Annotated in this window: 11 protein-coding genes and 1 riboswitch; of the genes, 5 read left to right on the top strand and 6 right to left on the bottom strand. The window is 57.5% G+C overall.

Going from position 1 to position 13,080, the window contains the following annotated elements; genetic code table 11:
• Nucleotides 1-206: 206 nt before the first annotated feature.
• From KTE_RS41640 to KTE_RS41615, 6 genes are all read right to left on the bottom strand, one after another.
• Nucleotides 207-1,220: an alpha-hydroxy acid oxidase gene (locus tag KTE_RS41640; RefSeq protein WP_201392567.1), complete on the bottom strand. Its 1,014-nt coding sequence runs from the start codon at nucleotides 1,218-1,220 to the stop codon at nucleotides 207-209.
• Nucleotides 1,221-1,450: 230 nt separating this feature from the next.
• A complete protein-coding gene (locus tag KTE_RS41635; protein WP_201392565.1) occupies nucleotides 1,451-1,951 on the bottom strand; it encodes a hypothetical protein in 501 nt (166 codons plus the stop codon).
• A 283-nt stretch (nucleotides 1,952-2,234) separates the two neighbouring features.
• Nucleotides 2,235-2,834: a riboflavin synthase gene (locus tag KTE_RS41630; protein WP_201392563.1), complete on the bottom strand. Its 600-nt coding sequence runs from the start codon at nucleotides 2,832-2,834 to the stop codon at nucleotides 2,235-2,237.
• Between the two features lie 28 nt (nucleotides 2,835-2,862).
• On the bottom strand, nucleotides 2,863-3,345 hold the full coding sequence (gene ribH, locus KTE_RS41625) for a 6,7-dimethyl-8-ribityllumazine synthase (protein WP_201392561.1): 483 nt from the start codon (nucleotides 3,343-3,345) through the stop codon (nucleotides 2,863-2,865).
• Nucleotides 3,342-4,631 (bottom strand): 3,4-dihydroxy-2-butanone-4-phosphate synthase, encoded by a 1,290-nt coding sequence (gene ribB, locus KTE_RS41620; RefSeq protein ID WP_201392559.1) that lies wholly within the window; start codon nucleotides 4,629-4,631, stop codon nucleotides 3,342-3,344. Before ribB ends, ribH begins: the two co-directional genes overlap by 4 nt.
• 440 nt (nucleotides 4,632-5,071) lie before the next feature.
• Nucleotides 5,072-5,229, bottom strand: a riboswitch (FMN riboswitch).
• Nucleotides 5,230-5,438: 209 nt separating this feature from the next.
• Nucleotides 5,439-6,848, bottom strand: coding sequence for a PQQ-binding-like beta-propeller repeat protein (locus KTE_RS41615; RefSeq protein WP_201392557.1), 1,410 nt, complete (start codon nucleotides 6,846-6,848; stop codon nucleotides 5,439-5,441).
• 262 nt (nucleotides 6,849-7,110) lie between these two features.
• Here KTE_RS41615 and KTE_RS41610 point away from each other — a divergent pair, with 262 nt between their 5' ends.
• The 5 genes from KTE_RS41610 (at nucleotide 7,111) to KTE_RS41590 (ending at nucleotide 12,974) form a co-directional block, all read left to right on the top strand.
• On the top strand, nucleotides 7,111-8,010 hold the full coding sequence (locus tag KTE_RS41610; RefSeq protein ID WP_201392555.1) for an LLM class flavin-dependent oxidoreductase: 900 nt from the start codon (nucleotides 7,111-7,113) through the stop codon (nucleotides 8,008-8,010).
• The gene (locus tag KTE_RS41605; RefSeq protein ID WP_201392553.1) at nucleotides 8,007-10,172 is read left to right on the top strand and encodes an FAD-dependent monooxygenase; all 2,166 of its coding nucleotides are present in this window, start codon (nucleotides 8,007-8,009) and stop codon (nucleotides 10,170-10,172) included. The genes KTE_RS41610 and KTE_RS41605 overlap by 4 nt, the downstream gene beginning before the upstream one ends.
• A gap of 21 nt (nucleotides 10,173-10,193) precedes the next feature.
• A complete protein-coding gene (locus KTE_RS41600; protein WP_201392551.1) occupies nucleotides 10,194-10,988 on the top strand; it encodes an SDR family NAD(P)-dependent oxidoreductase in 795 nt (264 codons plus the stop codon).
• Between the two features lie 101 nt (nucleotides 10,989-11,089).
• Nucleotides 11,090-11,719: an IS607 family transposase gene (locus KTE_RS41595; RefSeq protein WP_201387435.1), complete on the top strand. Its 630-nt coding sequence runs from the start codon at nucleotides 11,090-11,092 to the stop codon at nucleotides 11,717-11,719.
• Nucleotides 11,679-12,974 (top strand): RNA-guided endonuclease TnpB family protein, encoded by a 1,296-nt coding sequence (locus tag KTE_RS41590; protein WP_201392549.1) that lies wholly within the window; start codon nucleotides 11,679-11,681, stop codon nucleotides 12,972-12,974. The genes KTE_RS41595 and KTE_RS41590 overlap by 41 nt, the downstream gene beginning before the upstream one ends.
• Nucleotides 12,975-13,080 lie beyond the last annotated feature (106 nt).

Here is a 13,080-nt window from a genome sequence, read left to right as displayed (position 1 = left end):
ACGATAGCGGCGTTGGTTTCCGCATAAGAGAGGTTAATCGAGTTAAAATTGCCAATATGATGCTCTTTAGCTAATTACTTTGGTAATGATCATACCAACAATTACCAGGTTAATTAGTTAAAGTTATATGCTCCGCGTCTTGATTGTAGCGCTTCTGTGTTAAGGCTTTGCTAAGTAAGCGTTAAAAGGCGTGAAATATTCTTTTTTTAGCGGCGAATGAGCGTGGGTGTGATCTGTTTGAGGGTTGGGGCGCCGCAGAGGGCCATTGCCAGTTCCAGCTCATTGCGGAGGAGTTCTAGGACGTGGCGCACGCCCTCCTGCCCATTGACGGCCAGGCCCCAGAGAACTGGACGTCCAACGAGGACGGCGTGCGCGCCCAGCGCCAGGGCCTTGATGACATCGGTACCCCGGCGAATGCCGCCATCAAAATAGACCTCGCAGCGTCCACTGCTTGCCTCAACTACCTCGGGGAGCGCCTCCAGGCTGGTAATGGCTCCGTCCAGTTGCCGCCCTCCATGATTGGAGACGATGATGCCATCGGCGCCATGCTCCAGGGCCAGGATGGTATCTTCCGCTGTCAGGACGCCCTTGACCAGGATGGGGAGCGAGGTGAGCGATTTGAGCCAGGCCAGGTCTCTCCAGGTCAACGAAGGCTTGAGCTTGGTGACGTCTGGTACATCGAAATTGGCCGATGCAGGCAGATGAAAGGCGTTGCGTAGGTCGCGCTCGCGGTTGCCGAAGCGCGGGACATCGACGGTCAGAACGATGGCTTTATACCCCGCTTGCTCGGCTCGTTGGACCACGTCGACCGTGATAGTGTTGTCGTCAAAGACATACAGTTGGAACCAGAGTGGTCCACTGGCGGCTGCGGCCACATCTTCTAGCCTGCGGGAGGAGACCGAAGAGGCGGTTAGCAAGGTACCTGCCTGGCCCACGCCGCGCGCGGTCTCGCACTCGCCCTCGGGATGAGCAAAGCCGTGTTGCGCCGTGGGGGCGACCAGGATAGGCATAGAGACGGGGTCGCCCAGCACGCTTGTCGAGGTATCACAGGTGGTAACGTCTACAAGCATACGTGGCCGTAAACGAATATGGTCAAAAATGGCGCGATTGGCGTGTAGCGTGATCTCGTCGCCGCTACCGCCCGCGTAGTAGTCCCAGTGAGCGGCGTTCATGCGCGCCTGGGCTGGAGCTTCGTAGTCCATTACATTAAAATACTGCATGCAGTGCCTCCTACCTTATTTCTCGCGTCTGTGGCGTTCGCCTGGTAGATGGTATGGGGCGCCAGGACAGCCATAGGCTGTCCTGGCGCCCCATACCATCTACCACAAATAATTCGCATACGGAGTCAGCTAAAATTAGCTTAGACCATTATGTAGGAGAAAGCAAGGTAGAAGCAAAAGGGGGTGGCTACGTCGAGACGACCATCCCCCTTTGGTAAGGTATCCAGGTTTTAGCGCTCGGGGATGTTAAGAGCATTCGCTACATCGTGGAGGACCTGAGTCTCCTGTGGGCTGATGTTCTGGCCAGCGACATTGCCCTTTTCGGTTGCGGCATTGGCGACATCCTGACCAACCTCTAGCAGCCAGAGCTTGAAGGACTGCGCTTCTTGAGGTGTACCCTTTGTTTGCAGAATACTAGATACCTGGCGACACTCCTCAATGCTTTGATCTCTCAAGCGCTGGGCATTGGACTGACTAAGGGCGCTGCGCGCGGTATTAGTCCAGCTCTCGATCTGGTCACGACCAATGCCTTTGGGCATAATATCTTGCACGAGCTGGCTGTCACGATGGCGATCAGCCGCCTGGCGCATGCTATTGACGATGGTCGTGCCCTCTTTGATGGAACCCACCAATCCGCTGGGGGATGCGGCTGCGACCGCCCCACCAACGCTCAGGGGTGCGTGACAGATAAGTTTCCATTCTTCGGCTGTAAAGTCAGACCTTGAAGTCATGATATGTACCCTTTCTTCTCTGGACTTCTCAGCGCCTGCGGCGCTTCGCGGGGAGGGGTGGTGTGGTGAACTGTGGCAGCTGTAGGCTGCCACAGTTCACCACACCACCCTACTCTTGTTCTCAATGCCAGTATACATGGTGGAAAAATATTGGCCCCGTGTGTAAGACCAACGCTGCTAAAGCACGTACGTATCAAGGAGCGACACGCTTCCCATACTCCATATGTAGGCGCGTGCTTTAGCAGCGTCGTGCTCTCCGGCATCGTTCCTGCACCCTCGATGTTTAAACGCTTGTTTCTTGTCCTACATAGTGTTGCAGGTGTTGAACGACGTAGCGCCCGATGATATCGCTTTCTATGTTGAGTAGCATGCCGGGTCGCGCCTCGCCCAGGTTGGTGTGTTCCTGAGTGTAGGGGATGAGAGCGAAGGTAAAGCGGTCGGCCAGGACGTCGATGATGGTCAAACTGACGCCATTCAGGGCGATAAAGCCCTTGGGGATGATGTATGAGCGTAGCTCCTGGGGTAGGGCTACCTCGACCTGGAGGGCCATACCATCCTGAGTGACGTTGAGGACGGGCGCAGCGGCCTCGATATGACCCTGAACCATGTGTCCACCGATGCGGCCCTGATTGGGAAGCGAGCGCTCCAGGTTGACTTTATCGCCAGGCTTGAGCGTTCCCAGGCGCGTGCGGCGCAGGGTTTCGGGCATGGTGTCGACATAGAACCAGTCGGGTCCCATCTCGGTTACAGTCAGGCAGATGCCGTCGACGGCTACGCTATCTTTGATCTCCAGGTCCGCCAGGACGAGCGAGGCGGAGATGGTAAGGCCGCGCTCACCACAGGCTTTGAGGATTCCTAATTCTTCAACGATTCCAGAAAACATACTGCTTTCTCGCTTTCTTTGCTTTCTTTTAATTATGTGTATGCAGTTGTTGCAGGCTGCGGGCCATTTCGACTGCGGCCCGGGCGCATTCTGTGGCGCGTTCGATGCGCTCTTCGGCTTGTTGCTGGCTCTCGGCGCAGATGACGCCGAAGATGATGGGGATACCGCTCTCCAGAGCAAGGCGCTGGATGCCCTGTGCCGCGGCATCGCTGACGACGACGTCGTGGCGTGTGGCGCCCTTCATGACGCAGCCGATGCAGAGCAGGGCGTCGTAGTGCGCACTGGCGAGCATGCCATGGGCGAGGGTCGCCAGTTCAAACGCGCCGGGGACGCTACGGGCCTGGATGTGTTCTAGTGCGACGCCCAGGCGTATCAGTTCAGCGGTGGCCCGCTCAAGCATGGCGCCCGTGATAGCCCAGTTGTAGCGTGCAACGACGATACCGATGTGTAGATCTCGTCCGTCCAGGTCGGGTTCGGGCAGATGAATAGAGAGGTTTGGCGTTGTCATCATAGGATTGTTCCTTCCTGATTGGCACCATGCGATGTGCCGAGCTGTAAGAGATGACCCAGACGTTGCTGCTTGGTGGCGAGATAGCTCTGGTTTTCGTGTGTAGGCTCGATCTCCAGGGAGACACGCTCAACCTGGATGCCGCTTTCGTTCAGGGCCTGAATCTTGCGCGGATTGTTGGTCAGCAGGCGCACATGGTTCAGCGAGAGGTCGCGCAGGATGGCGAGCGCGCTATCATAGCGGCGCGCATCCACAGGATAGCCAAGCAGCTCGTTGGCGCTGATCGTATCGTAGCCCTGGTCCTGTAGGGCGTAGGCCTGGATCTTGGCGCTCAGCCCGATGCCGCGTCCCTCTTGGGGCAGGTAGATGAGGATACCACGCCCCTCTTCGGCGATGCGCTGGAGGGAGGTGTGGAGCTGAGCCTGGCAATCGCAACGCTGTGAGCCAAAGATGTCGCCGGTGGTACAGGCCGAATGCAGGCGTAATAGCGGTGGTTCTTGCCTATCTGTTGCAAGATCGCCGAGGATGAAGGCCAGGTAATGCTGATCGCTGGCGATCTCCAGGTAGTCGCGCAGGAGAAAGTTGCTGTTCGCGATAGGGAGGCGGGTCGTGGCGATGAGGCGGACCTGCTCTTGTGAGCGATAGTGGGCGATGGCGTCCACAGTCACAATGCCGATCCCCCACTGGCGTGCCAGGGTGTGCAATTTTTCGCCACGGGCCGCCTCACCCTCGTCGTTGAGCACTTCACAGATCACTGCTGCTGGCTCCAGGCCTGCCAGGCGTGCCAGGTCAACCGAGGCCTCGGTATGTCCACGCCGCTCAAGCGTGCCTCGCGGCCTGGCCATGAGTGGAAAGACATGTCCAGGTCGTGCCAGGTCGGAGGGCTGTGTAGCGGGATTGACCAGGGCGTGAATGGTTGTGGCGCGGTCGCGTGCGGAGATACCCGTAGTAGTGCCAGAGCGTGCATCAACGGAGGACGTAAAGGCGGTCCCTTGTAATGGCTGGTCCGACTGATCGAGCATGGGGAGCTTCAGCGCGGCGAGCCGCTCCGCGCTGAGAGAGGTGCAGATCAGCCCGCGTGCCGAATGCAGCATAAAGTTAATGGCCTCGGGCGTGACAAATTGCGCGGCCAGGCAGAGATCGGCCTCATTCTCGCGCTCCTCGTCGTCACAGATGAGCACCATCTTACCCGCGCGCATGGCCTCAATCGCCTCCGGCACGCTGATATAGTGTGTTTGTGATCCCGCCTCTAGTTCTTGAGCATGGATATTCAAGCCAAGAGTTTGCATAGCGCTTTCTCCTTGCGATTCCAAACAGCAAGAATATCTTCAGAGGCAGAACATGGGGAAAGCAGTGTAAGTAACAGACATGGATGGGGGAGACGAGCGCATCATAAGTAGCTCTGTACCTAGTGCCTTTTAGGGGTAGCAAGTAGCAGGTCTTAATAGCGCTGAGAGCGGCCATGACACGTATACGTAGACGGGTTTCTAAGTAGTAAATTCACGCAGTTGGTCGATGTAGGGTCCATGCTGGCATGGACTGCCGAGGCCCGTAGGCCGATACCCGAGCGCAAGCAGATCGCTTCGCTCGCAGTCCATGCCAGCATGGACCCTACAGATGTTGTGAATTCACCACTAAGCAGTGCGCAGCAGCATTGAACTATATGGCCTGACGCTGCTCAAGCTACACATTGGCACCATCATGTACGCGCATAGCGCTCATGTGGTTATTTCGTCTTCTCCCATCCAGACTATACTGTCGGCCCTGGAGTTTCACCAGATCCACCGTGGAACACGGGTCGCGGACTGTAACCGCCGGTCGGGAATTGCAGAGCTGCCTTCTCCATAGAGAATGGCAATCTCTCCTCACCCTGCCCCGAAGACATTCAATTGTGAGAAAAACTTCTATTAAGAAAATAATACAAAATTCATCGAATGTCAAATTAAGATATCTGCATCACAGGATTTTCGGTTTATCCGCCCTGGCTCGCAAGCTTGCCGGGGTAAAGGGGTGTGGTGCCTGGTTGGCTGGTGGAACCAGCCAACCAGGCACCACACCCCTTAGCTCCTGAGCGCCGCAGGCGCGAAGGGTGTTTATTAAGCGGCTAAGTTGATGGAGGTGATGCCTGTGGTGGTGCCGATGAAGATCTGCTGGCCGCTGATGGTTGGCGTGGCGAAGCGTGTCGTCGCATCAATGGCTAGAGAGGCACGAGTGGAGCCATTAGCGCTATTGAGCGCATAGAGCGTCCCCTGGGGGGCTAAGGTGTAGACTGTGTGACCGGCGATGATGGGCGAGCCATTGATCTGTGAAGGAGCCTTCCAGCCGGGAGTAATGCTACCATCCGTATTGACAGTGATCTGCTGAACGCCATCGACACAGGGGAGGAAGACCTGGCTCCCATCAGTGGCGGCGCCGCCGAAGGAGCGGCAGACGGTCTGCTCATTGAGCTGGCCTCCTACGCCACCCAGCGCGTGCGCGCGTACAACGTAACCCTGACCGGACTTGCCCGCGCTAAAGATCAGGCCATTGGAGAGCAGGACGGGACTCATTGAGCCAAGGTCGGCATCGGTAGAGTTATCCTGTGCCCACTGCTGGGGCGCGAAGCCTTCCTCAAGCTCGAGCTCAGGCGAGAGGCGTAAGATGGAATCGGTATGGTCCCAATCTCCACCTGTAGATTCCCCATTCCCGACCGCAACATAAAGTTTCTGGTCGGCGTCGATAACTGGACCTGGAGGCGCCCAGATGCCCCCCTCGCGGTTGGTCGGCACCTGGTAGACGAGGAGCTTTCCCTGGCCATCGGTGCGCGAACCAATCACGGTCCCATGGTAGTTGCCACAGTCGCCAGCCAGGCCACCGAGCGCTACGTAGACCGTGTTATTGGCAAGGGCGAGCGCCGCCCGCTGCTGGTGTGAAACGACCTCGATGCCGGGTGGATCAATGTTGCGCCTGACCTTTACCTGCCCCGATTGTACATCGACGCCCACCAGGATATGAGTTGGCCCCTGGCTAATCTCCGCAACCGCGAAGACCAACCTGGTCGCGGGATCATAGACCGGCGTGCCGGTAATTCCAAGAGGGTCAATATTGCCACATGGCAGGTTGCTACGTGCGGCAGGCGTACCCACATGCCGTTGCCATTGTATTTGCCCTGTTTTGGTATCCAGGGCATAGAGCGTATCATTCTCGGTTGCCACTATGACATGGTTGCCAATTACCAGCGGCTCGGCATACACTGCACCATCCAGCTTAAGGCTCCAGGCCTTGCTGAGGCTGCGTGGATCAGGTGTGTTTGGTAGGTAGCCGCTGCGTGCGTCATCATGATGGTACATAGTCCAATCGGTATTGTTGCCAGGAGTGGGTATACTAGTCGGTAGGGTCGTAGGGTGCGGATTATGAATGGTTGATGTCTTGTCAGTGGATGACTGTGATCCATTTGTCGCGCAGGCCGCAAGTATAAGAGCCAGACAACAGAGGAGTGAGAGCAACGAGATACGTTTTCCAGGCATGGTTTTCCTCTTCAAGAGTCCATGCTGGCATGGACTCTACAAAACGACAATATACGGAGATAGTAATCAATATAATACACGTTTGACGTGTGCGGGTTTTTCGCGCCTACAGCGCCCATAGGTGAAAGGTGTGATGATTGTGTGCAGCCGTAACTGCTGCTTGCGTACGCGGCTACTGCTTGAGATATGGCGATATGATGTGACATACTGTAAAGTGATTCCAGCCGAAAAAAACGGAAAAAAGTAACAAGGGGGTTACTCTATGCGCGTCGGAATAGGCTTACCTGGCGGTGTGCCGGGAACCGATGGGCACCTCATGGTAGAATGGGCGCGCCAGGCAGAATATGGCCCTTTCTCCAGCCTGGGTGTCATTGATCGCGTCGTCTACGATAGCTATGATCCTCTTACCGCGCTTACCGCCGCCGCCGCTGTGACACGGCGTCTCCAGCTTGTTAGCATGATCATTATCGCACCCCTGCGCAATCCTATGCTCCTCGCCAAGCAAGTAACCAGCATTGATGCCCTCTCGGATGGCCGCCTCGTCCTGGGTGTGGCCGTTGGCGCACGCCAGGACGATTACGATGCCGTTGGCATTGAGTACCAGGAGCGTGGCCGGAGCTTTATCGAGATGCTGGGGATGCTGCGCGATTTGTGGGACGATCCAGCCTTTGGTCCGGTGAAGCGGCGCGCGGGCGGCCCGCCGCTGCTGATAGGGGGACAGAGCGACCAGGTGTTTTCCCGCATGGCGCGCTATGGGGAGGGCTATGTACATGGTGGAGGTCCGCCCAAGACCTTTGCGCGCGCGGCTGCCAAGGCCCTTGCCGCCTGGAGCGACATGGGGCGCCCAGGTAGGCCGCAACTGCGCGCCCAGGCCTATTTCGCCCTTGGTGAAGAAGAGAAACTGCATGGTATGAGCTACCTGCGCGACTACTACGCCTTTACAGGCCCCTTTGCCCAGAAGATCGCCGAAGGACTGCTGACTACCCCCCAGGCCATTGCGCAATACCTGCGTGGCTATGCGGAGGCGGGCTGCGACGAGGTCATCCTCTTCCCCACCGTCCCGCGTATAGAGCAGGTCGAGCGCCTGGCAAAGGTGCTACAAGGTCTGGGTTACTCTAATGGGCATACCGTCGCGAGAAAGGGTGAGGAGGGTGGCTGGTGAAGATAGTTATCCTGGGTGGAGGGCCAGCAGGCCTCTATTGTGGTCTCCTGCTCAAGAAGGCACATCCCGATTATGATATCACTATCCTTGAGCGTAACCAGCCCGACGTGACCTATGGCTGGGGTGTCGTCTTCTCAGATCGGACGTTGTCATCTTTCCAGCATGCCGATTACCCTACCTACGAACAGCTCACCAGTGGCTTTGTGATTTGGGACGCAATCGATGTCTACTACCGTGGAGAGACCATCCGCTGTGGTGGTCATGTCATCGCCAGCGTCTCGCGCGTCTTCCTGCTCGACATCCTGCGCCAGCGCTGTGCCGAACTGGGTGTGAACCTGCGCTTCGGCTACCCGGTACAGGATCTGGAGCTGCTTGCTCCCTATGATCTTCTGATCGCGGCCGATGGGATCAACAGCGTCGTGCGCCAGGCATATGTCGAGCACTTTAAGCCGAAGATAGAGTCAGGCAAGGCGCGCTATATCTGGCTCGGTGTCGACAAGGTGCTTGACGCCTTCACCTTTATCTTTCAAGAAAATGAACATGGCCTCTTCCAGGTCCATGCCTATCCTTCCAGCGGCTCCTCAAGCACCTTTATCGTAGAGTGTACCGAGCAAACCTGGCTGAGCGCGGGCCTGGACCAGGCGAGTGAGGAGGAGAGCCTGGCCTATTGTGAGCGGCTCTTTGCCGACTTCTTACAGGGCGCGCCCCTGCTCTCCAACAAGTCACGCTGGATCAATTTTCCCACGCTCAAGACACGGCACTGGCACCATAAGAACATCGTGCTGCTTGGGGACGCCGCGCATACGGCGCATTTCTCCATTGGTTCAGGCACCAAACTTGCCATGGAGGACGCTATCAAGCTCGCCGAGGCCCTGGCGGGTGCAAGTGACCTGGAGAGCGCGCTCAACACCTACGAGCTTGAGCGCAAGCCAGTTGTGGAGCTATTCCAGCGGGCGGCCCAGGAGAGCCGCGTTTATTTCGAGACCTTGAGTCGCTACATGGATCTCGATCCCATGACCTTCGCCTTCCAACTGCTGACGCGTAGCGGACGCGTAACCTATGATGATCTACGCCTGCGCGACACCCATTTCGGTGATGCCATCGCGCGCCACTGGGTCTCTCAAGCTCAGCATACCGTATTGGGTGATTCCGCCTGCTCTTCTCAGGGGGTAGAGCCGTTGGTCGCGCCTCCTCCGCTATTTACGCCCTTTAAGGTGCGTGACCTGCTGCTGACTAACCGCGTTGTCTCTCAGCCAGGAGCGCCAGAAGAGGCTGAGGCGGGTTGTCCAGCTCCCGCATATGCTGAGCTCCTGGAGATGGCCGTTGCCAGCGGAGCAGGCCTGGTCCTGAGCGAGATGGTGGCTGTGGAGGCTGGCGGGCGCATTCATCCCGGCAGCCTGGGGTTATACCAGCGCGATCACCTGGAGGCCTGGCGAGCCATCGTCTCCGCTGTTCATGCGCGCCCCGGCGCGAAGATTGGCCTGCAACTTGGGCATGCGGGACGGCGTGGCGCGACCTATCCTCGCTCGCAGGGCCTGGATAGACCTCTCAGTGAGGGTGCCTGGCCACTTATCTCGGCCTCGCCCATCCCCTATACGGGACGCAGCCAGGTTCCCGAGGAGATGCAGCAGGAGAGCATGCAGCGAGTTTGCCAGGCCTTTGTCGCTGCGACCCGCATGGCGCAGGAGGCTGGTTTTGACCTGCTGACCCTCAACTATGCCCATGGCTATCTGCTTGCCAGCTTTCTTTCGCCGCTTACTAATAAACGTGAAGATATATATGGTGGATCGCTTGAGAGGCGAATGCGCTACCCCCTGGAGCTCTTTGAGACCGTGCGCCAGGCCTGGCCCGCTGAGAAGCCCCTGGCTGTCTCGCTCAGCGTGGGCGATTGCCAGAAAGGCGGGATGGAGGTGGACGAGGCCATCCAGGTTGCGCGCCTCCTGCGCGAGCAGGGCTGTGATCTCCTTATCGTCGAGGCAGGGCAGACCACGCCAGCTAGCGAGCTTACCTATGGTCGTGGCTTCCTCACCGCGCTCAGCGACCGTGTGCGCAACGAGGCGGGCATCCCCACCCTCGTCGGTGGCTACCTGACCACCAGCAACGAAATCAACACCGTCCTGGCAGCTGGTCGCGCCGACCTCTGCCTCTGGCACAGCGAATGAATAGAAACGTGAGGACGAACTATGACACAAGAGCAATATTTGCCGTTGGCGGGGAGATGCGCCATCGTCACGGGCGCGGGTCGGGGGATTGGGCGCAGCATCGCCCTGGCGCTGGCGGAGGCCGGAGCCGCCGTTGGCGTGACGGCGCGCTCGGCTGAAGAGCTGGAGCAGCTCGTAAGTGAGATCAAGGCGAAGGGGCATGAGAGCTTGGCTGTGTGCTGCGATGTGACCGATCCCGAGCAGGTGCGCAGCATGGCGCAAACGCTCCGGGCAGGCCTGGGTGGTGTCGATATCCTGGTCAATAACGCGGGAAACGCGGGCAGCCATAAGTTTGTGGATCACCCCGATGAACTCTGGCATCGCATGCTGGCCATTAACCTGACCAGCGTCTACTACGTCTGCAAGGCTCTGACACCGACCTTTATTGAGCAGCGTGGAGGGCGTATCATCAACATCGCCTCTATCGCCTCGCGTGTGGGGGATCGCTATATCGCGGCCTACACGGCCTCCAAGCATGGCGTGCTCGGCCTGACGCGCGCCCTGGCCGCTGAACTGCTTCCTTATAATGTGACGGTCAATGCCATCTGTCCTGGCTACGTTGATACGCCCATGACGGATGGCAACGTGCGCAATATGATGACCCTGACTGGCAAGAGTGAGGAGCAGGTCCGTGACTTCCTGGCCAAAACAAGCCCCCAGAAGCGCCTGATCGCGCCCGAAGAGGTAGCGGGCCTGGCGGTCTACCTCGCCCAGGACATCGCCAAAGGCATCACAGGCCAGGCCATCAATCTCGATGGAGGCGGCGTTATGTCGTAGGTTGGCAGTGCCGAAGTTGGTAGAACGACGCTGCTGAGGCACACAAAGGAGATGAATACCAGATATTGACAAAGTGTGCAAAAGTGAGCTAAAATCATTACATGTACTCAGTTGCACAGTTTGCCAAGCAAATAGGTGTCAGTGTAAAAACCTTGCAGCGCTGGGATCGGGAAGGCCGCCTCAAAGCGAAACGAACCATTTCCGGGCGTCGCTACTATGATGAGGCCGATCTGGCTACGGCGCTTAACCTTCCTCAACGGCCAGCCATACGCCGAACGGTGGCCTATTGCCGGGTGTCAAGCCCCGCTCAACGACCGGATTTACACAACCAACGGGCCGCCTTAGAAAGCTACGCAGCCTCCAAGTCACTGGTGGTGGATGAGTGGATCATGGAAATCGGGGGCGGCCTCAATTTTGAGCGCAAGCGGTTTCTTCGGCTCGTCGATGCCATTATCGAAGGGCAGGTTTCGCGCCTGCTCATTGCCCATGAGGATCGGCTGGCTCGCTGTGGCTTTGCCCTGATCAAGCATCTGTGCGAGACTCATCACACGGAATTGGTTGTGATGAACACGGAGACACTTTCGCCCGAACAAGAGGTCGTGCAGGACTTGATGAGTATTGTCCACGATTTTAGTTCACGCTTGTACGGTCTCAGGAATTACCGCAAAGCCTTAGAGAAAGCGCTCAAGGATGAAAACCGCGCACAAAATACGGATCAACCCGACGCCTGAACAGGTGGAGTATCTCAAACGTGCCTGTGGTACGAGAAGATTCATGTACAACTGGGGGAGAGAACAGTGGGAGAAACAGTATCAAGCGTACAAAGTGGAACAGGAAACGGTCCCCGAGGCCGAGCGCACGCTCACGTCCCCCAACGCGATGTCCCTGAAAAAGCAGTTCAACAAGATCCGGGAGCAGGAGTATCCGTGGACCTACGACGTGACGAAATGTGTGGTGGAAGGAGCTTTTGATGACCTGAAGAAAGCCTACGATAACTTCTTCGCAGGCCGAGCCGAGTATCCCAGGTACAAGAAAAAAGGAAAATCGCACGAATCCTTTTACCTTTCCAATGACAAATTCACCCTCGGCAGTCATTGGATGTCAATCCCAGGACTTGGCCGCTTCCTTCTGGATCAGCGCAAGATCGGGAAAGGACGAGGGAAACTGCTTCGCAAACTTGGGACCGTCAATCTCGCCGAAAAGCTGCGCTTTGTGGAGGAGGGAAAAGCGCCACAGCCGACGAAGAAGCGCAACCAGCGCAAGCAGGTCATCTGTGAGTCGGTCAAAATGTTGGGGGCAACGGTCTCCTGTGAAGCAGGTCATTGGTATGTGAGTATTCAGGTCGAGATCAAGAAACAGCGCTCTCCCACTCCCACGGCTGTCGTGGGGGTGGATGTAGGCATCAAGCAGGCTGCTGTGGTTTCCGATGGGCGACGACTTGAGAACCAAAAGCCGCTCGAACACCATCTGGGGAAGCTCGGCAAGCTGCAGCGAACCCTTGCACGGAAGCAGAAAACGAAAGACCCGGAGACGGGCCGAACCGTTTTCGGCAAAAATTATGAGAAACAACGGGTGAAGGTGGCCCGCGAGCACCAGAAGATCGCCAATATTCGCCGGGATGTCCAGCACAAGTTTACCACCGAACTGGCACGGACCGCTGGAGTGATCGGCATCGAAGACCTCCATCTGTTGGGGATGATGGCCAATCACAAACTGGCGAGAGCTGTGGCTGATGCGGCGATGGGACAACTCTTGCAGTTCCTCAAGACCAAGGTCGCCACCGCAGGAGGAGACGTGTTCATTGCCTCGCGCTGGTTTCCTTCCACCAAACGGTGTTCGTGTTGTGGGCATGTCAAAAAGCGCATGCCACTCAAACATCGTACCTATCAATGCCTGATTTGTAAACTCATCCTGGACCGCGACCTGAATGCCGCGTTGAATCTCGCGTGGTTCGCCACCGACATGCTTCGCCAGCTTCGCGCCTAAAGCTGGCCGTCCTGGGTAGTGGCTACGACCGATGACGTAAAAGCGCCTGTGGAGTCAATGTGAGACCGAAACGGGAGGGCTGATCCAAAGGTTCCCGTGCGCTGGC

The sequence above is a fragment of the Ktedonobacter sp. SOSP1-85 genome (genome assembly GCF_016587415.1).
Classification (GTDB): Bacteria; Chloroflexota; Ktedonobacteria; order Ktedonobacterales; family Ktedonobacteraceae; genus Ktedonobacter.
Note: the sequence above shows the minus strand (reverse complement) of the source record. Positions and strands in the feature narration are given on the sequence as shown.

Bases quoted from the DNA above. Each gene is read 5' to 3' on its own strand.
- KTE_RS41610 (WP_201392555.1), top strand. From the start codon at position 7,111: ATGCGCGTCGGAATAGGCTTACCTGGCGGTGTGCCGGGAACCGATGGG.
- KTE_RS41635 (WP_201392565.1), bottom strand. From the start codon at position 1,951: ATGACTTCAAGGTCTGACTTTACAGCCGAAGAATGGAAACTTATCTGT.
- KTE_RS41600 (WP_201392551.1), top strand. From the start codon at position 10,194: ATGACACAAGAGCAATATTTGCCGTTGGCGGGGAGATGCGCCATCGTC.
- KTE_RS41640 (WP_201392567.1), bottom strand. From the start codon at position 1,220: ATGCAGTATTTTAATGTAATGGACTACGAAGCTCCAGCCCAGGCGCGC.
- KTE_RS41590 (WP_201392549.1), top strand. From the start codon at position 11,679: ATGAAAACCGCGCACAAAATACGGATCAACCCGACGCCTGAACAGGTG.
- KTE_RS41595 (WP_201387435.1), top strand. From the start codon at position 11,090: ATGTACTCAGTTGCACAGTTTGCCAAGCAAATAGGTGTCAGTGTAAAA.
- ribB (WP_201392559.1), bottom strand. From the start codon at position 4,631: ATGCAAACTCTTGGCTTGAATATCCATGCTCAAGAACTAGAGGCGGGA.
- ribH (WP_201392561.1), bottom strand. From the start codon at position 3,345: ATGATGACAACGCCAAACCTCTCTATTCATCTGCCCGAACCCGACCTG.
- KTE_RS41630 (WP_201392563.1), bottom strand. From the start codon at position 2,834: ATGTTTTCTGGAATCGTTGAAGAATTAGGAATCCTCAAAGCCTGTGGT.
- KTE_RS41615 (WP_201392557.1), bottom strand. From the start codon at position 6,848: ATGCCTGGAAAACGTATCTCGTTGCTCTCACTCCTCTGTTGTCTGGCT.